This is a genomic window from Cohaesibacter sp. ES.047, assembly GCF_900215505.1.
Classification (GTDB): Bacteria; Pseudomonadota; Alphaproteobacteria; order Rhizobiales; family Cohaesibacteraceae; genus Cohaesibacter.
This window is the reverse complement of sequence record NZ_LT907844.1, coordinates 95469-114857: the sequence shown is the minus strand read 5'-3', so window position 1 is coordinate 114857 and position 19389 is coordinate 95469. Positions and strand designations below refer to the sequence as shown.

At 58.4% G+C, this 19389-nt stretch carries 17 protein-coding genes; 11 read left to right on the top strand and 6 right to left on the bottom strand.

The window, feature by feature from the left end:
• Positions 1-10 precede the first annotated feature (10 nt).
• The 3 genes from CPH65_RS00540 to CPH65_RS00530 form a co-directional block, all read right to left on the bottom strand.
• Positions 11-1939, bottom strand: a complete 1929-nt coding sequence (locus CPH65_RS00540) for a 2-oxoacid:acceptor oxidoreductase subunit alpha (RefSeq protein WP_096171656.1) — start codon at positions 1937-1939, stop codon at positions 11-13.
• A gap of 107 nt (positions 1940-2046) precedes the next feature.
• Positions 2047-3555 carry an NADPH-dependent glutamate synthase gene (gene gltA / locus CPH65_RS00535; protein WP_096171655.1) on the bottom strand — a complete coding sequence of 503 codons (1509 nt, stop codon included), beginning with the start codon at positions 3553-3555 and terminating at the stop codon, positions 2047-2049.
• A 2-nt stretch (positions 3556-3557) separates the two neighbouring features.
• Positions 3558-4523, bottom strand: a complete 966-nt coding sequence (locus CPH65_RS00530) for a sulfide/dihydroorotate dehydrogenase-like FAD/NAD-binding protein (RefSeq protein ID WP_096171654.1) — start codon at positions 4521-4523, stop codon at positions 3558-3560.
• A 473-nt stretch (positions 4524-4996) separates the two neighbouring features.
• On the opposite strand from CPH65_RS00530, the gene CPH65_RS00525 reads away from it, so the two are divergent.
• The 7 genes from CPH65_RS00525 (at position 4997) to CPH65_RS00495 (ending at position 12195) form a co-directional block, all read left to right on the top strand.
• Complete coding sequence (locus CPH65_RS00525) at positions 4997-5797, top strand: FadR/GntR family transcriptional regulator (RefSeq protein WP_096171653.1); 801 nt, start codon at positions 4997-4999, stop codon at positions 5795-5797.
• Positions 5798-5863: 66 nt separating this feature from the next.
• Entirely contained in the window at positions 5864-6895 is a 1032-nt protein-coding gene (locus CPH65_RS00520; protein WP_096171652.1) for a TRAP transporter substrate-binding protein, read from the top strand.
• Positions 6896-7037: 142 nt separating this feature from the next.
• Positions 7038-7634, top strand: coding sequence for a TRAP transporter small permease subunit (locus CPH65_RS00515; protein ID WP_096171651.1), 597 nt, complete (start codon positions 7038-7040; stop codon positions 7632-7634).
• Positions 7634-8959, top strand: a complete 1326-nt coding sequence (locus CPH65_RS00510; RefSeq protein ID WP_096171650.1) for a TRAP transporter large permease subunit — start codon at positions 7634-7636, stop codon at positions 8957-8959. Before CPH65_RS00515 ends, CPH65_RS00510 begins: the two co-directional genes overlap by 1 nt.
• 74 nt (positions 8960-9033) lie before the next feature.
• Positions 9034-10182 (top strand): galactonate dehydratase, encoded by a 1149-nt coding sequence (dgoD, locus tag CPH65_RS00505; RefSeq protein WP_096171649.1) that lies wholly within the window; start codon positions 9034-9036, stop codon positions 10180-10182.
• Between the two features lie 40 nt (positions 10183-10222).
• Positions 10223-11614: an NADP-dependent phosphogluconate dehydrogenase gene (gene gndA / locus CPH65_RS00500; RefSeq protein WP_157747422.1), complete on the top strand. Its 1392-nt coding sequence runs from the start codon at positions 10223-10225 to the stop codon at positions 11612-11614.
• Positions 11615-11694: 80 nt separating this feature from the next.
• Entirely contained in the window at positions 11695-12195 is a 501-nt protein-coding gene (locus tag CPH65_RS00495; RefSeq protein ID WP_244574497.1) for a gluconokinase, read from the top strand.
• Here the strand turns inward: CPH65_RS00495 and CPH65_RS00490 are convergent.
• Positions 12192-12545, bottom strand: a complete 354-nt coding sequence (locus CPH65_RS00490) for a DUF779 domain-containing protein (protein WP_096171647.1) — start codon at positions 12543-12545, stop codon at positions 12192-12194. The genes CPH65_RS00495 and CPH65_RS00490 overlap by 4 nt on opposite strands.
• A 123-nt stretch (positions 12546-12668) precedes the next feature.
• The gene (gene adh / locus CPH65_RS00485; protein WP_096171646.1) at positions 12669-14216 is read right to left on the bottom strand and encodes an aldehyde dehydrogenase; all 1548 of its coding nucleotides are present in this window, start codon (positions 14214-14216) and stop codon (positions 12669-12671) included.
• A gap of 290 nt (positions 14217-14506) precedes the next feature.
• On the opposite strand from adh, the gene CPH65_RS00480 reads away from it, so the two are divergent.
• Entirely contained in the window at positions 14507-16492 is a 1986-nt protein-coding gene (locus tag CPH65_RS00480; RefSeq protein ID WP_096171645.1) for a sigma-54-dependent Fis family transcriptional regulator, read from the top strand.
• Between the two features lie 131 nt (positions 16493-16623).
• Here the strand turns inward: CPH65_RS00480 and CPH65_RS00475 are convergent, their stop codons facing one another.
• The gene (locus CPH65_RS00475; protein WP_096171644.1) at positions 16624-17643 is read right to left on the bottom strand and encodes a 1-aminocyclopropane-1-carboxylate deaminase; all 1020 of its coding nucleotides are present in this window, start codon (positions 17641-17643) and stop codon (positions 16624-16626) included.
• Positions 17644-17796: 153 nt separating this feature from the next.
• Here CPH65_RS00475 and CPH65_RS00470 point away from each other — a divergent pair, with 153 nt between their 5' ends.
• From CPH65_RS00470 to CPH65_RS00465, 3 genes are all read left to right on the top strand, one after another.
• The gene (locus tag CPH65_RS00470; RefSeq protein WP_371359368.1) at positions 17797-18258 is read left to right on the top strand and encodes an Lrp/AsnC family transcriptional regulator; all 462 of its coding nucleotides are present in this window, start codon (positions 17797-17799) and stop codon (positions 18256-18258) included.
• 188 nt (positions 18259-18446) lie between these two features.
• The gene (locus CPH65_RS24795; RefSeq protein ID WP_256385206.1) at positions 18447-18569 is read left to right on the top strand and encodes a hypothetical protein; all 123 of its coding nucleotides are present in this window, start codon (positions 18447-18449) and stop codon (positions 18567-18569) included.
• The gene (locus tag CPH65_RS00465; protein WP_096171642.1) at positions 18566-19381 is read left to right on the top strand and encodes a sulfite exporter TauE/SafE family protein; all 816 of its coding nucleotides are present in this window, start codon (positions 18566-18568) and stop codon (positions 19379-19381) included. The genes CPH65_RS24795 and CPH65_RS00465 overlap by 4 nt, the downstream gene beginning before the upstream one ends.
• Positions 19382-19389 lie beyond the last annotated feature (8 nt).

Sequence of the window (19389 nt, the reverse complement as noted above, 5' to 3'; positions counted from 1 at the left end):
GGCTCTCTCCTCAGACCTTTCCCAATTTTGCAAGCGCGGCTTGTTTGATGGCAGCCGGTTTGAGTGGTTGTCCGCGTGCATTGCCCCAGCAATCCACGTCGACCAGCCAACGGGATCTCAGCAGCATCGCAACGTGCGAGTAGCGACGGTTGTTCGGGTTGATCATCGGGTCGCTCACCGGATCATTCCAGTTGTTCTCGATGGTCATCACCTTCTTGAACCGCGCCATCACTTCGTCAATGCCTGAGGCCATGGGTTGGAGAAATTTCAGATGCAGCGCCGAGACCTTGTGCCCTTCCTCGCGAAGGGCGGTGACAGCTTCCTCAATGGCGCCGCGCGTGCTGCCCCAGCCGATGAGCAGAAGGTCGCCCTCCGCATCACCGAACACAGGAGCCAGCTTCAGGGTCGTCTGGAAGGCCGCGAGTTTGCGGGATCTGTTGAGCAGGCCTTCTTCATTGATCTTGGGGTCATAGGCCACATGGCTGTCGCGGTCATGGGCAAGACCGGTCAGGCAGTGCATGCCGTTCGGCTGGCCGGGTATGAAGCGGGTGGCAATGCCCGTCCGCTCATCCCAGTCATAGGGATGGGCATCCTTTGGCACGGCACTCTGGTTGACAGGAGGGGCCAGCCAGTCGGCGTGGAATTCGGGGCGCTCGAACGGCTGCTGCGCCGTCGACAGAGCCGCATCGGACAGGATCACCACCACCATGTTGAAGGTCTCGGCGATCTTGCGCGCCGTGATAACCGAATAGAAGCAGTCCTCAATCGAGTCCACCGCCATCACCACCTTGGGTGCGTCACCATGGCTGCCGAACATGGCCGACATCAGATCGCCCTGTTCCACCTTGGTGGGCAAGCCAGTGGAGGGTCCGCCGCGCTGGACGTTGATAACGACCAAGGGGATTTCGGTCATCACCGCCAGCCCGATGGCTTCCTGCTTGAGCGAAAGCCCCGGACCGGATGTGATGGTCACAGCGCATTTGCCCGCATAGGACGCGCCGATGGCAAACGTACAGGCCGAGATTTCATCCTCTGCCTGATGCACCACGCAGCCCACCTTCTCAAAAATGCTCGAGAGATAATGCGAGGCCGAGGTTGCCGGGGTGATGGGATACATCGCGCAAACTTCCATGCCTGACGCGACGACACCGAGGGCCAAGGCCGCGTTGCCGTTGGTCACGATCTGCGGCTTTTCGACCGGTGGGGTCGGGATCATATAGCGGAAATCAAGATTGGCTTCGGCCCATGCACGACCAGCCGCAAGCAGCTCAAGGTTGGCATTGATGATCTTCTGGTCTTTCTTGGCAAAGGTCAGCCGCACCTGCGCCTCAGCCAACTCATCATCAAGGCTGTAGAGCGCGCAGAGCATGCCGAGCACGAACATATTCTTGCCCTTGCGCGGATCGGGCACCAGCTTCTGGCACTCGACTTCCATCGGGATCTCATAGACCCGGTAGCCAGCATCCTTGATGTCCGCGAGCACTGTTTCATAGGCCGCAACGATTTTGGGATCATTGTCGCGCTTCCACATTTCCTCAATGAGGATGATGCCACCGGGTTTGATTTCGCCCGCCCGCACGCGGCTGAGCAGCACCTGCTCGTTGAAGGCGATGACGAGATCCGCTTCGTCCCCGACGTTGGTCACCTTGTGAGCGGCCATGCGCACGCGGTTACCGCTGGCCCCTGCGACGGAGCGATGAGGCGGCTGGATTTCGGCGGGGATGATCTCCACCGTCCAGATGCCTGCGCCCGACCGGGCGGCGATGGCTGCGAGCGCCTGGCCGCAGCGTTGAGCGCCTTCGCCGGAATCGCTGACGATTTCGACGATATGCTCGTTGATCACCTCGGCCACGCTGGCGCGAGGCGGGGTCTTGTTAAGCGCGTCCGGCTCGCCTGTTCCGTCTTGGGCTGCGAGGGTTTGGATGCTTTCCGAAGTCATTGGTCCATGTCCGTTTCAAGAACATCTCCGCTCTTCGTTGAGAGGATTGAAATGTTCGAATTCCTTGTCTGCCCCGAGTACCGTGATCCAGCAGCCGGGGCGCTGGTTCAACTCAGTCGAATCGGATTGAAGTTCTGCTCGCTGCGGTCGATCCCGAACAGGCTGTCTGCAAAGCCGCTTGCCTCTGGCCGGTAGACGGCCTGGCTGTCGCGGATGCCCAGATAGGCTCTGATGCTGTGGGCTGCCTTGCGGCCAGCCCCCATCGCCTGAATGACAGTCGCCGCACCGGTCACGATATCGCCGCCGGCATAGACCCCCGCCAGAGATGTCGCCAGAGACGCATCGGTATCGATATAGCCCCACTTGTTGAGCCGCACGTTCGATGTCTGGCCAAGGATCGGATTGGGCGAGGTGCCAATGGCATAGACCACGGTGTCCGCCTCGAAATCGAATTCGCTGTCCGGGATCGGCACGGGCCGCCTGCGGCCTGACGCGTCCGGGTCGCCAAGCTCCATCCGAATGCAACGGATGCCCCGGACATTGCTGTCAGTATCTCCGAGCAGTTCAACCGGGTTGGTCAGCCAATGGAAGGCGATGCCTTCTTCCTGTGCGTGATGCAGCTCTTCAAGGCGGGCAGGGCATTCAGCTTCGGAGCGGCGATAGACGCAATGCACCTCTTCGGCCCCCAGACGCAGCGAGACCCGCATGGCATCCATGGCCGTGTTGCCCGAGCCGATGACCGCAATCCGCTTGCCAAGGCCAAGCGGCGTGTCGTGGCCCGGGAAGTCGCCTGCATGCATCAGATTGCAGCGCGTCAGCAACTCGTTGGCCGACAGAACGCCGTTGAGATTCTCGCCCGGAATATCCATGAAGTGCGGCGTGCCCGCCCCGACCCCGATGAAGACGGCATCAAAGCCCATCTCGCCGAGCATCTGCTCAATCGAGAACAGGCGCCCCACCAGCATGTTGCACTGGATGTCGACGCCCAGTGCCTTGAGGTTGGCAATCTCCGCATCGACCACTTTGTTGGGCAGACGAAACTCGGGAATGCCATAGCGCAGAACGCCGCCCGGTTGATGCAAGGCTTCGTAGATGGTCACCGCGCACCCTGCCTTGGCAAGGTCGGCGGCACAGGCCATGCCCGCTGGACCGGAGCCGACAATGGCAACTCGGAAGCGGTTCGGCTCGATATGATGGACCTTCTTCCAGCCCTCCTTGATGGCCTGATCGCCAAGCCAGCGTTCAAGGCGGCCAATGGCCACCGGTTCGAGGCCGGTGCCTGCCCCCACGGCGCAGACGCCCTCGCACTGATCCTCTTGCGGACAAACCCTGCCGCACACCGCTGGCAGCTGTGTGGCGTCCGTCAGAAGGTCATAGGCCCCTTGGAAATCCTTTTCCAGCATATGGGCGATGAAGCCCGGAATATCGATGCTGACCGGACAGCCTGACACGCAGGCCGGTTCCGGGCACATCAGACAGCGCTCGGCTTCAAGCAGGGCATTCTCGAGATCAAAGCCGTGCGTGACTTCATCGAAGCATTTGGCACGGGTTTCCGGATCAAGAACAGGCATCATCGCCCGCTCTTGCGGAATGGTTCGGATGGTTTTTCGGACCATGGTCACTTGCCTCCCACAGGCATGGTCGGGGACGGCTCCATCGCCAGACGGCGGCAGCTGTCGGAATAGCGTTCCATCGCTTCGCGCTCCTCGGACTGATAGCGATGCAGCCGCGACATGAGGTCGTTGAAATCAACGGCATGGCCGTCAAAGTCCGGCCCGTCAACACAGGCGAACTTGATGCGGTCATTCACCCGGACACGGCAGCCACCGCACATTCCGGTGCCATCCACCATGATCGGGTTGAGGCTTACCATCGTCTTGACGCCATAGGGCCGGGTGGTTTCGGCACAGGCCCGCATCATGATGGGCGGCCCAATGGCGACCACCTCATCGATATCGCCATGCGCTTCGATTGCCTGCTTGATGCCGTCGGTGACAAAGCCCTTCATGCCGGCAGACCCGTCGTCGGTGCAGACGATGAACTCGTCGCAGACCGCGCGGAACTTCTCCTCCCAAAAGATGAGATTGCTGCTTCGAAAACCAACAATGCCGATGACATGGGCCCCGGCATCTTTAAAGGCTCGAGCTTGCGGATAGATTGGCGCGACACCAAGACCACCGCCAACGCAGATGACCTTTTTGGCATGGGAAATCTCGCTTGGAATTCCCATTGGCCCGACGATCGCGAAGATCTTTCTTCCCTTCTGACAGATGGACTGCATCTCGCGGCTCGATTTGCCGACGGCCTGCACGACAAGCGTGACAGTTCCTCTGTCGCGGTCGAAGTCGGCAATGGTCAGGGGAACACGTTCCCCGTGATCATGGGTCATGACAATGACAAATTGCCCCGGCCTTGCGGCCCTGGCGAGCAGTGGATGCAGGATTTCTAGTAGAAAGGTGGTCTCAGCGAAGTCAGTTCTTGAGACAATTGGAAAGCCCGGCTCAGGATCCTCTCCCGAACCGCTCTGCGCCCCGTCAAAGGACGCATCGTTCGCACGACCGCCCTCCGAGTTGCGATCGGACATAATAATTTCCTCCCGTGATAGCAGCTCCCTCCCGTTTCACCCAAAGAGTGGTGAATTCGACGGAAACAACTATCTCAAAACGCTACGCCCCATAGGGTGAGCTGCATTGATCATGATCAATCGGAAAATTTACCCACCGCTCTCTTGCATGCGGCCGAATTCGGCGCGGCGCTGCGTCTGATTTCACCCAATGCAAAAATCAATGTCGTCCAAAATTATGTCGGGAGAATATAGGGTTAACGGCACGGACCTGTCGCGATGACGGTTGCAGCGGGCTTTTTGATCGAACCGATCTCGGCTGTCAGCCCGGCGAGCGTCATCCCTCAGTTGTGCCCAGCTCGTCGTCTGTATTAGGTTAGTGGAATCAGACCATTAAGTCTATAAGGTCTGATGTTGTGGCTTCAATGTCTGATTTGTATTTGTAAATGTCAGACATTTAATATACCTTGATCTGACAAATTAACAGGCATCCCATGATCGACCAATCAAGCATCTCCAAATCCACCAGTTCGCGCGCCGTCGGCAGTCTAGTTGCCGAGGACATGGCACGCCGGGTCTGTTCGGGTGATCTGCAGCCAGGCGACATTTTGCCGCCGGAAACAGAAATTGCCGCGCAATTCCATATTTCGCGCGCATCGGTCCGCACGGCGCTCAAAACGCTCGAAACCTTGGGCATTATCGTCCGGCAGGCCGGACGCGGCACCACGGTGCAGGAATTCCGCGAATGGAACTTTCTAGATCCGCAAGTCAGTCAGTGGATTGCCACGTACGCAGCTCCCAATCTGGGTGTCTTGCATGATGTCTTTGAGTTTCGCTGCACGACCGAGCCCTTGATTGCCTCGCTGGCTGCGCGCCGGGCCAACGCGCGCGATCTTCTGGCGATGGAAGAGGCCTTCGAGATCATGGAGCAAAATTGGGAACGCCGCGCCTCTCATGGCGAACGCGATCCCTTCAGCACAGCCGATATTGCCTTTCATGAGGCGATCTATCGGGCCACCCACAATCTGGTCTGGGCGCAGATCGTTCACATTTTGCGCCCCGCCATTCTCCTTGTCATTCGCACCAGTAACGAGACAGCCGAGGAGCTCAGAGAGAGCTTGGAGCGGCATCGCCGCCTGATGGAAAGCATCCGCATGCGCGACGCCGAGGCAGCCTATACCGCTGCCGGAAGGATCCTCTCTCAGACGGGCTTTGATCTGGGGTTTGAAGAGACACCGGGAGCAAAAGAGATTCTGACCCATATCAGGGCAGGAGGAGCCCGAACCGATCCTTAGGGAGGGCGGTTCGCAAGTCGGGCCGACTTCGTGATCGGTTCGAAAAATGAGTAAGGAGGTACTCACATGAAGTTCTCGAAAGTTTTCGGCTTTAGCGGAGGTTTGATCGCTGCGGGCCTTGGTCTTGCAATGGCAGGGCAGGCGGTTGCCGCAGAGTATGAATGGACATTCCAGACATCCGAAACCGCTGGTGAGCCACAGTTCGTCATCAAGCAGAATTGGGCCAAAAATATCGAAACCATGACGGACGGACGGGTGAAAATCGAAATCCTGCCGACCGGCGCCGTGGTGCCCCACAACCAGACCCTTGATGCCGTGGGAGCCGGCATTCTGCAGGGACATCTGACCGACCCCAGCTATTTCTCCGGCCTCAATCCGGCCTTCTCCATGCTCGGCAACCTTGTTGGGGCTTGGGGCGATCCGCTCGAATTCCTTGAATATATGCAATATGGTGGTGGCGAGGAACTCTACAACGAGCTGGTCGAGCCATACAAAGTGCACCTGATCGGGGCAGCGGCGACCGGCCTTGAAGCCTTTGTCTCCAAAAAGCCGATCCGCACCGTGGCTGATCTCAAGGGCCTCAAGCTGCGCGCACCCGAAGGCATGGTCTATGACATCTTCTCCAAGGCTGGCGCGTCACCTGTGAACCTGCCGGGGTCTGAAGTCTACACCGGTCTGGAAAAGGGCGTCATCGACGCGGCGGACTATACGGTGTTCTCCACCAACCACGCGCAGGGCCTGCACCAGTTTGCGACCTATCCAAGCTATCCGGGGTTTCATTCCCTGCCGATGGTCGCCGTCTCCATCAACAAGGACATCTGGGACGGCCTGCCAACCGACATCAAAACAACCCTTGAAGTGGCAACCGACGCTCTTGCCTATGATCTGGTCTTCCAGCTCAAGGGTCGCGATCTTGTTGCGGTCGCGGAAGCACGCAAGGATCCCAACATCGAAATCATCGATATGGCTCCTGAAGAACGCAAGAAGTTCCGCAACATTGCCAAGCAGGAATGGGCCAATTGGGCCAAGAAGAACGAGTTGACCCAAAAAGTCTATGATTCCGTCGTCACCTTCCTGACCGCACGGAACCTGATGTAGCACCCTCAGGATATGAGGCAGGCAAACCGGTCGGCCTCATATCCTCGCTATGCTGCCTGATACGCGACAGGACGGAAGAGCCCGCATGGTCCGGCCGCCCTGCCTTCAGCGCACACACCCGATCGCATTTCAAGGTCGCCCCATGTCAAAAGATCAGCAAATCGCTGCCCCGGCAGCCCCTTCCGGCACAGATGGAGAGGCCCGCACGCCCCTCGATGCCGCCATCACCTGGTGCGGGCGCGGATTGGCCTGGCTGGTGTTCATCGCCATGGCCATCAGCGTCATCGAAGTCATCTCCCGCTACGCGTTCGACAGCCCGACGTCGTGGGTGCATGAGACCGTGGTCTTCATGATCGCCATTCTGTTTGCCTTTGGCGGACCTGTTGCCATGGCAAAAGACAAGCACATCCGCGTTCGGCTCATCTACGATACCGTCTCGCTAAGGGCGCGGCGCTGGCTCGATCTGTTCAACAGCATCATCACATTGTTTTTTGCTGCCGGCATGTCCTATGCGGCCTACACCATGTTCTGGCGGGCTTCCCACAATCCCTTGGGCGAATGGAGCTTAGAGCGCTCCGGCACCAGCTGGAACCCGCCATTCCCGGCATTGACCAAAGGCATTATCCTGATTGCCCTTGCGATTATGACGCTCCAGACCCTGCTGCATCTTTACAAGTCCATCCGGGACATCAGCAGCAATCAGGGTGACGACAGCAAACAAGGGGAGCGCGTGGAATAATGGGCGGTCTTGGATTACAGGCACTGGGCATCGAATGGGGCACCTATGTGCTCGTCGGCAGCATCTTCCTTCTGCTGCTCACCGGTTTGCCTCTTGCATTCGTCACGGGCCTTGTGGCCTTCGTCTTCACCATCGGCTGGTTCGGCCCCAACGCTATCCCACTGGTCACCGCACGCATCTTCGGCTTTGTCACCGAATACTCCCTTGTTGCGGTGCCCATGTTCGTCTTCATGGCTTCGCTCCTCGACCGATCTGGCATCGCCAAGGATCTCTTCTCGGGCATGCGGGTGCTGGCCGGGCGTCTGCCCGGTGGTGTCGCCATTCAGACCCTGATCGTGGCGGTCTTCCTTGCGGCCATGTCCGGTATCATCGGCGGCGAGATCGTACTTCTGGGCATTCTCGCGCTGCCCCAGATGCTGCGCCTTGGCTATGACCGCAAGATCGCCATTGGCGTCGTGTGCGGCGGTGGCTCGCTGGGTACCATGATCCCGCCTTCCATCGTGCTCATCATCTATGGCCTGATTGCCTCGGTCTCGATTGCCGATCTGTTCGTCGCCGCCGTGATCCCGGGCTTGATGCTGGCCGGTCTCTACATGACCTATGTGCTGACCCGCTGCATGATCAACCCGGAACTGGCTCCGGCCATGCCGCCCTTGCCGCCAGAGGAAAGGGGCAAGGCCCGGCGCGATGCGATCAAGGCGATCCTTCTGCCCGCTGGCATTGCCTTCATGGTGCTTGGGACGATCTATGCCGGCATTGCCTCGGTCACAGAAGCCGCCGCCATGGGTGTCTTTGGGGTGCTTGCCGCAACGCTCATCCGCAAGGAACTGAACTTCAAGCTGGTGCACGAAAGCGCCATGCAGACCCTGACCACCTGCGGCATGATCATCTGGATCGGCATCGGTGCGGCCACCCTCGTCGGGGTCTACAACCTGATGGGCGGCAACCGCTTCGTCTCCAACACCATCCTCGGATTGGATGCAGCGCCGATCGTCATCATCCTTGTGATGATGCTGATCCTTCTGGTGCTGGGCCTGTTCCTTGACTGGATCGGCATCGCCATGTTGACCCTGCCGATCTTCGTGCCGATCATCATCCAGCTTGGCTATGATCCAATCTGGTTCGGTGTTCTGTTCGCCGTCAACATGCAGGTCTCGTTCCTCAGTCCGCCCTTTGGTCCTGCGGCCTTCTATCTCAAGGGCGTCGCGCCGCCCGAGATCAGTCTTGGCGATATTTTTGCCTCGTTGCTGCCCTTTATCGCAATGCAGCTCATGGTGCTGGCCGTCATGCTTCTCTTCCCGGATTTCGTACTGCTGATGGTTTAGTGCGATCCCACGCCGATCTCCAAGCGCGGGGACATATCTCCCGCCCCCGCGCCCCCCGAATTCTGGAGTGAACAATGAAAATAACCAGTATCAAGACCTATCAGGTACCCCCGCGCTGGCTGTTTCTGAAAATCGAAACGGACGACGGCATCAGCGGTTGGGGCGAACCGGTGATCGAGGGCCGCGCCCGTTCGGTGGAAGCCGCGGTGCTCGAATTTGAAGACCTGCTGATTGGCAGCGACCCGCGCCACATTCAGGACATCTGGCAAACCCTTTACCGCACCACTTTTTATCGCGGTGGCCCGATCCTGATGTCCGCGATTGCGGGGATCGATCAGGCGCTTTGGGACATCAAGGGCAAGGCGCTTGGTGTTCCCGTGCATGAGCTGCTCGGTGGCGCTGTCAGGGACAAGATGCGCATGTATTGCTGGATCGGTGGTGACCGCCCGAACGATGTGGGCAGGCAGGCCAAGGAAGTGGTTGAGAAGGGCTTCACCGCCTTCAAGATGAATGGCACCCCGGAAATCGCCATCGTTGACAGCCACAAGAAGGTGGATGATGCGGTCGCCCGCGTGGCTGAAGCGCGCGAAGCGGTCGGTCCTGATGTTGGCATTGCCATCGATTTTCATGGCCGCGTTCATCGCCCGATGGCCAAGGCGCTGCTGCGCGAGCTTGAGCCCTTCCATCCCATGTTTGTCGAGGAGCCGGTCCTGCCCGAGCATCTCTCGTGCCTTAGGGAAATTGCCGGAGGGCTCGGCTACCCCATCGCCACGGGCGAGCGGATCTTCTCGCGCTATGGCTTCAGGGATATTCTCGAGCAGCGCATGGTGGACATCCTGCAGCCTGATATCAGCCACTGCGGCGGTATTACCGAATTGTTCAAGATCGCAGCCATGGCCGAAGCCTATGATGTGGCCATTGCGCCGCACTGTCCGCTGGGGCCCTGCACCCTAGCGGCCTCCCTGCAGCTTGATTTTGTCTCCTACAATGCCTTCATTCAGGAACAGTCGATGGGAATCCACTATAATGTCGGCAATGATGTGCTCGACTATCTTGTCGACCCGTCGCCGTTGCAGATCAAGGATGGCTATTTGCCACGCTTGACCGGACCTGGGCTGGGTATCGAGATCAACGAGGATTTCGTGATCGAACGGGCCAAAGAGGGCCACAGCTGGCACAATCCGGTCTGGCGGCATGAAGACGGAAGCATCGCGGAATGGTAGGCTGAGGCCCATCCGAACCAAGCCAATTGGGAGCAGAATTATGGATACAAATGCACGCGCCGATATCGCTGTCGTCGGCCTTGGCGTCATGGGACGCAATCTGGCGCTTAATTTCGCCGACCATGGCTTTCGGGTGGCGGTCTATGATCCCTTCCCCGAAGTGCTGGAGAAAGCCCGCGAGACACTCAGGGATCTGGTTGTCTGCGAAAGCCCTGAAGACATGGTCAAGGTGCTCACCAAACCCGCGCGCATTCTCATCATGATCAAGGCGGGGAAACCCGTTGACGACGTCATCGACAGCTTCGCTCCGATCCTTGCACCGGACGATATTCTCATCGATGGCGGCAACACCTTTTATCGTGACACGGAACGACGGCAGGAGAAGCTCAAAGCCAAAGGCCTCAAATTTGTGGGCCTCGGGGTCTCTGGCGGCGAGGAGGGGGCCCGTTTCGGCCCGGCGTTGATGGCGGGCGGCGATGCCGATGCGCTTGCTGCAATCGAGGCGCCTTTCTCTGCCATCGCAGCCAAGGCCGCCGACGGGGCTTCCTGTTATGCCGCGCATGGCCCGATGGGGGCAGGGCATTTCGTCAAAATGGTGCACAACGGCATTGAATATGGCCTCATGCAGATGTTGGCCGAATGCTATCTGCTGCTCTCCGGGCCCGCCGAACAGGACCACAAAGAGATTTCCGACTGTTTTGGCGTGATGAATGCCGGGCCTGCGGCCTCCTATCTTGCCGAGATTTCTCAAAAGGTCATGGCAACGATCGACCCGGAAACCGGACGGCCACTGGTGGAGCTTATTCGCGATCAGGCGGCCCACAAGGGCACCGGGCGCTGGACGGTCGAGGCAGGCCTTGAGTATGGCATCGCTGTGCCAAGTGTTGCCGCCGGATTTCTGGCCCGTGCCCTGTCCGGGCGCGAGCGTCTGACGGGCTCAAAACGCACCTTGCCCCTCTCTACCGACGCAACCGGCAATCTCCCCGATCTGGCAATCAAGGCCTTTCCCGCCGCGATGCTATCGGTTTATGTGCAAGGATTGGAACTGATCGCAGAGGCCGCGCGAGACAATGGTTGGGACACGGATCTTTCAAGCGTTGCCAGAGGATGGCGCGCTGGCTGCATCATCCGCTCTGCGATGCTTGATCCCCTGTCAGACGCCTGCAAAGAGGGAGATGCACTCGCTAGCCCATTCGCAGAGGCAACGTTGGAGGACGCGGAAGCCGCCCTGCGGGCTATCGTTACCACAGCCGCGCTCACCGCAACGCCGACACCAGCGCTCAGTTCAGCACTCAGTTGGCTCGATGGTCGGCGCAGTGCATGCCTTGGCGCCAACTTCATTCAGGGGCAGCGGGACTATTTTGGTGCTCACACCTTTGAACGAGTGGATCGGGAAGGGCATTTCCACCATGACTGGATGGGGGAGAATTAAAGTGGACCGGCAAAGCACGGGGGACGCGGATAAAGAGTGACACCTGTCACTTTGGAACCAATCAATAAAGGGCCACGAAAATGATCATTATTGTCATGGGGATATCAGGCAGCGGTAAATCGACCCTTGGCAAACTGCTGGCCGAGCGGTTCGGCTTTGCTTTCGAGGAGGGTGATGCCTTCCATTCAAAAGCCAATGTCGAGAAAATGGCAGCAGGCATTCCGCTGACCGATGAGGACCGCAAGCCATGGCTTGAGACGCTGACCCGAGAGATCGCGAAATGGTCCCAAAAGGGCGAAGCCCGCGTGCTCAGTTGTTCGGCCCTGCGCAAGAGCTATCGGGATCAATTCCGTACGGCGGCCCGTGATCTGCGCTTTGTTTTTCTCGATGGAGCGGTAGAACTGGTGCGGGATCGCATGGCTCACAGAGAGCGCCATTTCATGCCCGTCGATCTCATCGAAAGCCAGATCGCGACGCTGGAAGTGCCCGATGGCGAGGAGGATGTCATCCGGCTGGATATCGACAAATCGCCTCAAGAGCTGGTTGATCACATCGCGGCCATTCTCGAACCGATCCTCTAGTTACCAACCGCGCAAACCTCGGAGCGGGTGAGAAACCGCTGACCCGTGCCATTGTCGAGGCTGAACATGCCGCCGTTGCCCGGAATGGCATCGATGATCAGATTGGTCCCGCCCCAACGCTCTCCCTGATCGCGATTGATATAGAAGGGCACCCCGTCCAGCTCACCAAGCAACAGGTCATTGCCTCCCAGCATGAAGTCGCTGGTCTCGAAACACATCGGCGCAGAGCCATCGCAACAGCCGCCCGACTGATGAAACACCAGATTTTCTCCGTACTTGCCCTTAATCTTGCGGATCAAATCGATGGCGGCATCGGTGGCGGTGACCGTGGGGATGGACTTACCATTCATGACTGGTTTCTCGTCTCTTGCGTGGAGAGGATGGTCGAGTAGAGAACAGAGCGCATGCTCTGTCCTCAGTGGGTGCCCTTCCTGCTCTTGTTCCTTCTGACCCTTACAGTCGACAGGGGGAGATCAGAAGAAGCCCAGAGCATTGTCGTCATAGGAGACGAGCAGGTTCTTGGTCTGGCGGTAATGGCCGAGCATCATCTTGTGGTTCTCGCGACCAATGCCCGACTGTTTGTATCCACCAAAGGCCGCATGGGCCGGATAGGCGTGATAGCAGTTGGTCCAGACGCGACCGGCCTGAATTTCCCGACCCATGCGGAAGGCGCGGCTGCCATCGCGGGTCCAGACACCGGCGCCAAGGCCGTAAAGCGTGTCATTGGCAATCGCCAGTGCTTCGGCTTCATCCTTGAAGGTCGTCACCGACAAAACAGGGCCGAAGATCTCTTCCTGGAAAATACGCATCGAGTTGTCGCCCGTAAATACGGTCGGCTCGATATAGTTGCCCTGCTCCAGATCCCCGCCAAGATGGGCGCGGTTACCGCCAGTGAGGCACTCGGCTCCTTCCTGCTTGCCAAGATCAAGATAGGAGGTGATCTTCTCCATCTGCTCGAGCGATGCTTGTGCGCCGATCATGGTGTCCATGGAAAGCGGGTTACCCTGCTTGACGGCTTTGACGCGCGCCACGGCTTTTTCCATGAAGGCATCATAGATGTCTTCCTGAATGAGGGCGCGGGACGGGCAGGTGCAGACCTCGCCCTGATTGAGCGCGAACATGGCAAAGCCTTCAAGGCATTTGTTCAGGAACGCATCGTCCTCACTCATCACATCCGAGAAAAAGATGTTCGGGCTTTTACCGCCAAGCTCCAGCGTCACTGGAATGATATTCTGTGAGGCATATTGCATGATCAGGCGGCCGGTGGTCGTCTCGCCGGTGAAGGCGATCTTGGCGATGCGGTTCGAGGAGGCAAGCGGCTTGCCTGCTTCTAGGCCAAAGCCGTTGACCACATTGAGCACCCCGGCTGGCAGGATGTCGCCGATCAGCTCCATCAGCACCATGATCGAGGCCGGGGTCTGCTCGGCAGGTTTCAGCACGATGCAGTTGCCTGCCGCCAAGGCTGGCGCGACCTTCCATGTGGCCATCAGGATGGGGAAGTTCCACGGGATGATCTGTCCCACAACACCCAGCGGCTCGTTGATGTGATAGGCATAGGTGTTGGCGTCGATCTCGCCAATGGAGCCTTCCTCGGCGCGGATGACCCCGGCGAAATAGCGGAAATGGTCAACCGCAAGAGTAATGTCAGCGGCGATGGACTCGCGCACCGGCTTGCCGTTGTCCATGGTTTCGGCAACCGCCAGAAAATTGGTATTGGCCTCCATCACGTCAGCAATCTTGAGCAGCATATTCGAGCGTTTGGTGATCGATGTGCGGCCCCAAGCGGGGAAAGCGGCATGAGCGGCATCAAGGGCAGCCTCGACGTCCTCGGCGTTCGAGCGGGCGCATTCACACAGGATCTCGCCGGTGATCGGGGTCGGGTTCTGGAAATACTGACCGGACGTCGGTTCAACAAACTCACCGTTGATGAAATTGCCGTAGCGGGTCTTGAAGGGAAAGGACACATCGAGATGTGCGGTATCGAGCGCAGCGGAGCGTGTGCTTGGTGTAATGACGTTCATGGTTTTCCTCCCGAGAAATGCGTCGTCATGTGGATTTGCTATGGGAGGTGAGAAGGAAAAATCGTGCCAGTTTGCTAACTCGTTGAATTCACTTGGTACCATTACGTACAAAGTGTCACGCCACCGTGACACTTTGTGCCAGTGGGGGTGACATACTGTCTCCTTGTTGGGACGCTTTGGCTTAAGTGTGAGACTGTGCATATTTGTCGCACGTAGAAATGCGTGGTAATCTTCCCCTGTGACCGGCAGAAGCCCGAAAATGAGCCATTGCAGGTCCGGGGAGGAAACACTTGGCCGATCTTACTCTGCGCGGCGCAGCTCTGTCTGCGCTTGACCAGACCACCATATCTGCATCCTGGGATCGCTGCGTGAAAGAGCACGGGCTTGATCAGTGGAAACGCCATCACGAGACGGTGGTGCGCCGAGAGCGCGTGCGCGATTCCATCGAGCATCTCGGCCCGCTCTTTACCGCCTGCCGCTCACAGGTGCAGCATATCTTCAAAAATATTGTCGGATCGGGTCATGCTGTCATTCTGACCGACAAGAGTGGCACCATCGTCGAATTTGCCGTCCAGTCGACGCTTGAAAATCTCTTCCGCAAGGCCGGTCTCAGGCGCGGTGCAGACTGGAGCGAGGCGAGAGAAGGGACCAATGGCATCGGCACGGCCATCGCCGAGAAGAAATCCATCACCATCTATCGCGACCAGCATTTTCACAATCATCACGCAAGCCTGACCTGTACGGGCGCACCCGTGTTCGATGTTGATGGGCAGGTGCTGGCCCTGTTTGATGTTTCAAGCATCGGACGCAAGGACGATCCCGACATTCTGGCCCACACGCGCGCGCTTCTTGAGATGTCTGCGCGGCTTATCAGTCGGCGTCATTTTCAGGATCATTTCTCAAGCCATTGGGTCATGCGCTTCCATCCGGACGCAGAACGGGTGGGGCTTCTGGAGGAGGGGCTTGTCGCGCTGGATCACAACGGACGCATCGCTGGTGCGGATCAACAGGCGCTCAGCCATCTTGCGGTTTCGGATCGCTCGGACATTCTGGGGCGCGACATTGATGAACTCATCGACATGGAGCGTGACCAGCTTGCCGCCCACCTTTCCGACGCGGGGCGAGTTCCTGCGCAAGTCGCCATTCGCGATGTCTTCAAGCGGGATACGCCGCTTGTTCATGCCCGTCTGATCGAGCCGGAAGCGGCCAGTCGCGAGATGCGGGTGTCTGGCGGAGCGATTGCAGCGCCTGTTCGCCCCGTAAGGCACAAGCCCGCCATGGTGGGGCCTTCCGCGCTAGAGCGCATGGTCGGGGACGATCTCAATTTGCGGGATCTCGCGTCCAAAGCCAGTAAACTTTACGAGCATGACGTGCCATTGCTCATCACTGGAGAGACCGGAGTGGGCAAGGACAGCTTTGCCCGCGCTTTGCATGAGGCCTCAAGTCGCAAGAACGCGCCCTTCATTGCCGTCAACTGCGGGGCCTTGCCGGAAAATCTCATCGAAGGGGAATTGTTCGGCTACAAGGCAGGCGCCTTCACCGGGGCGCAGGCGAGCGGCTTCAAGGGCCAGATCTTGGCGGCCAATGGCGGCACCCTGCTGCTCGATGAAATCGGCGATATGCCCCTCTCGGCCCAGACGCGCTTGCTTCAGGTTCTGGAACGGCGACAGGTGACGCCGCTTGGTAGCACCAAGGGCATCGATCTGGACATTCGCCTGTTGGCAGCAACCCATCAGCCACTTGAAGATCTCTGCGCCGAAGGGCGGTTCCGGGAGGATCTCTATTACCGCATTTGCGGCTTTGTCTTGCCCCTGCCAGCTTTGCGGCAGCGCCGCGATATTGCCGCGCTCATCGGGCGTCTGATGCCCGGCACCGCGCTTGACGATCCGACCGCCTTTTCCCGTGAAGCGCGCAACCTGATTGAGCAGCACCGCTGGCCCGGCAACATTCGCCAGTTGAAGCATGCGCTCAAAACCGCTTTCATCTTGGCCGACGGCGGCCCAATCCAGCCTCATCATCTCGGATTGAAAGAAAATAGGGGAATGGATCTACCCTGCCAGGTCAATGCAGCAGCGCCAGCGATTGCAGCCAACCTGCGAGGGGGAGAGAGCGGACTGAAGGCGAGCCTTGACGTCGAGAGGCGCGAGCGGGCGCTGATTGAGAAGGCTCTTAGTGAAGCGAAATGGAATGTTTCCCGCTGCGCCCAGCAGCTCGGCATCTCGCGCAATACGCTTTACAGAAAAATGAAAAGCCACGGCATCGGACGGTCACACTAAAACTGGACAAAAAAAAGCCTATCCGCGGCTTGATCGCGGATAGGCGCACAGTTGCCCGATTGCGCTGGTTTTGAGGCTGCAAAAAACAAAAGCCTAGCTTGGGCTGCATTGGACGGTCTTTTTCGGGGGACCTAGCCGTCCTTGTAGTAATAGCTGTAACCATTCAGCGCCGGTGCTCCGCCCAGATGCGCATAAAGCACCTTGGAGCCTTTGGGGAAGAAACCCTTCTTGGTCAGATCAACAAGACCCTGCATGGATTTGCCTTCATACACCGGGTCGGTCATCATCGCTTCGGTGCGGGCAGCCAAGCGGATGGCCTCGTTGGTCTCGTCTGACGGCACGCCATAGGCCGGATAGGCATAGTCTGGATTGATGACGATCTCGTCGTCGCGAACCTGACGCCCAAGACCGACAAGCTCGGCGGTGTTGTCGACGATGGAGCGAACTTGCTCGCGTGTCTGCTCGATGGTGGCCGATGCATCGATACCGATGACCCGGTCAGCGCGGTCCTGAGCGGCAAAGCCGACAATCATGCCGCCCTGCGTGGAGCCGGTGACGACGCAGACGACGATATAATCGAACTTGAAGCCCAGCTCTTTTTCCTGCTCGGCGACTTCCTCGGCAAAGCCGATATATCCGAGCGCGCCATATTTGTGCACCGAAGCACCCGCCGGAATGGCATAGGGCTTGCCGCCCGCGTCCTTGACCGACTGGATGGCATTTTCCCAGCTTTCGCGAATGCCGATGTCAAAGCCTTCATCAACAAGACGGCTGTCCGCACCCATCAGGCGCGTCATCAGGATATTGCCAACCCGATCATAGACGGCATCATAATGGGGCACCCATTTTTCCTGCACCACCACGCATTTCATGCCGATTTTGGCAGCGGTGGCTGCGACCATGCGCGTATGGTTGGACTGGACGCCGCCAATGGAGACCAGCGTGTCGGCACCTGCAGCGATGGCATCAGGGACGATATATTCCAGTTTTCTGAGTTTGTTACCACCCATTGCAAGACCGGAGTTGCAATCATCCCGCTTGGCATAGATTTCGACATCTCCACCCAGTGCCTCGGTGAGGCGCGGCAGATGCTCGATGGGTGTCGGGCCAAAAGTAAGGGGGTAGCGCTCGAATTTCTTAAGTAGTGACATAAACCGGTCTCCTGAATTGACGGCTCAAATCGTAACGATAAATCTTTGAAAGGTGCTCTCTATTATTCCTCTCAGAATTGATAAATATCTCGACTATTTCCTTCAAAAATGAGAAATAGAGAAATGTATTGAGAATAATTGGAAGAAAATTTCATGGCTGAATTTGATCGCATCGACCGCAATATCCTTAGAGCCCTGCAGATGGAAGGCCGCCTCAGCAATGCCGAACTGGCCGAGCGGGTCCATGTCAGCCCGGCCACCTGTCACAGGCGAACCCAGAGATTGTTCGAAGAGGGATATATCACCGGTGTCAGTGCGCGCATCAATCCCGAGCCGGTTGGTCTGGGGGCGCTGGTTCAGGTCGGTGTCGTGCTGGATCGCTCCACCCCCGAAAGCTTCGGGGCCTTCGAGAAGGCCGTGGTAGAAATCCCGGCGGTGCTGGACTGCAATCTGGTCGCGGGTGATTTCGATTATCTTCTGAAGATCCGCGTGCGTGACATGGCCGATTTCAACAAGCTTCATGCCCAGCAGCTGATTGCTCTTCCCGGTGTTCGCCAGACCCGCACCTTCTTTGTCATGAAGGAGGTGAAAAACAACGCGCCCCTGCCGTTCTAGCGGCATTCTAAGGCGCATCACGCGCAGCTGACAGGAGGCAAAACGTCTGGGGCCATTTCCCGAACGACGGGTTTCTTCTTGACAGTCAGCGGTTGCGGGGGCGTATATAGATCCCTGCAAAGACCAACACATTCCTTACCTCCCGTGCCCGACGCCTGTCTCGCCACACAGTTCTTAGGGGAAACCAGATGAGCGCACCCAGCCCGACAGGGAGCATGGCGGCTTATGGCCCCGCCCGCGGTTCCGTGACAGTGCTCGCAACCCAGTCTCTTCACATTTTCACCATCAGAATTGCGGGGGCGTTCGCATGAACGAAATTCTCATATTGTTTGGCGTGATCGCCCTGTCCGGTGCCGTAGCCGGGATCATTTCCGGCCTGCTCGGAGTTGGCGGTGGCATCATTCTGGTGCCTGCCTTCTTCTATGCCTTCACCACCCTTGGCTATCAGCCCGATCAGCTGATGCAGATCTGTGTGGCGACGTCCACCGGCACCATCATCTTCACCTCGCTCAGATCGGTTATGTCCCATCACAAGCGGGGAGCCGTGAGTGTTTCGCTGATCAAGAGCTGGGGCCCTTTCATTGCCATTGGAGCCCTCATCGGGGTGTTTGCGGCGGCCAGTCTCAGATCGCATGAATTGCAGCTCGTTTTTGGATGCATCGGTGTTTGCCTTGGGCTTTACATGCTCCTTGGCAGGAAGGACTGGCGCCTGTCCAGCGAATTGCCCGGCCGAATGTTGAGCGGCATTTATGGCATGGGCATCGGGTTTTTCTCGGCCCTGATGGGGATCGGCGGCGGGTCTTTCACCGTGCCCCTGCTGACAGCTTACAATGTGCCGCCCCATAAGGCCGTGGCGACGTCGCCGGGCTTTGGGCTGATGATTTCCGTGCCTGCCTTTCTGGCCTTCATGGCAACCGGCTGGGATGTGAGCGGCAAGCCGCCCTACACCATCGGTTATGTCAATCTTCCCGCTGTGGTTCTGATCGTGATGACCACCATGCTCACCGTTCCGTTGGGCGTTCGGATGGCCCATGCTCTGTCACCCCGACATTTGCGGATCGTGTTCGCCTGCACCATTCTGGTGCTTGCGGGGAACATGCTGCGCAAGGCTCTGATGGGTTGATGCCTGAC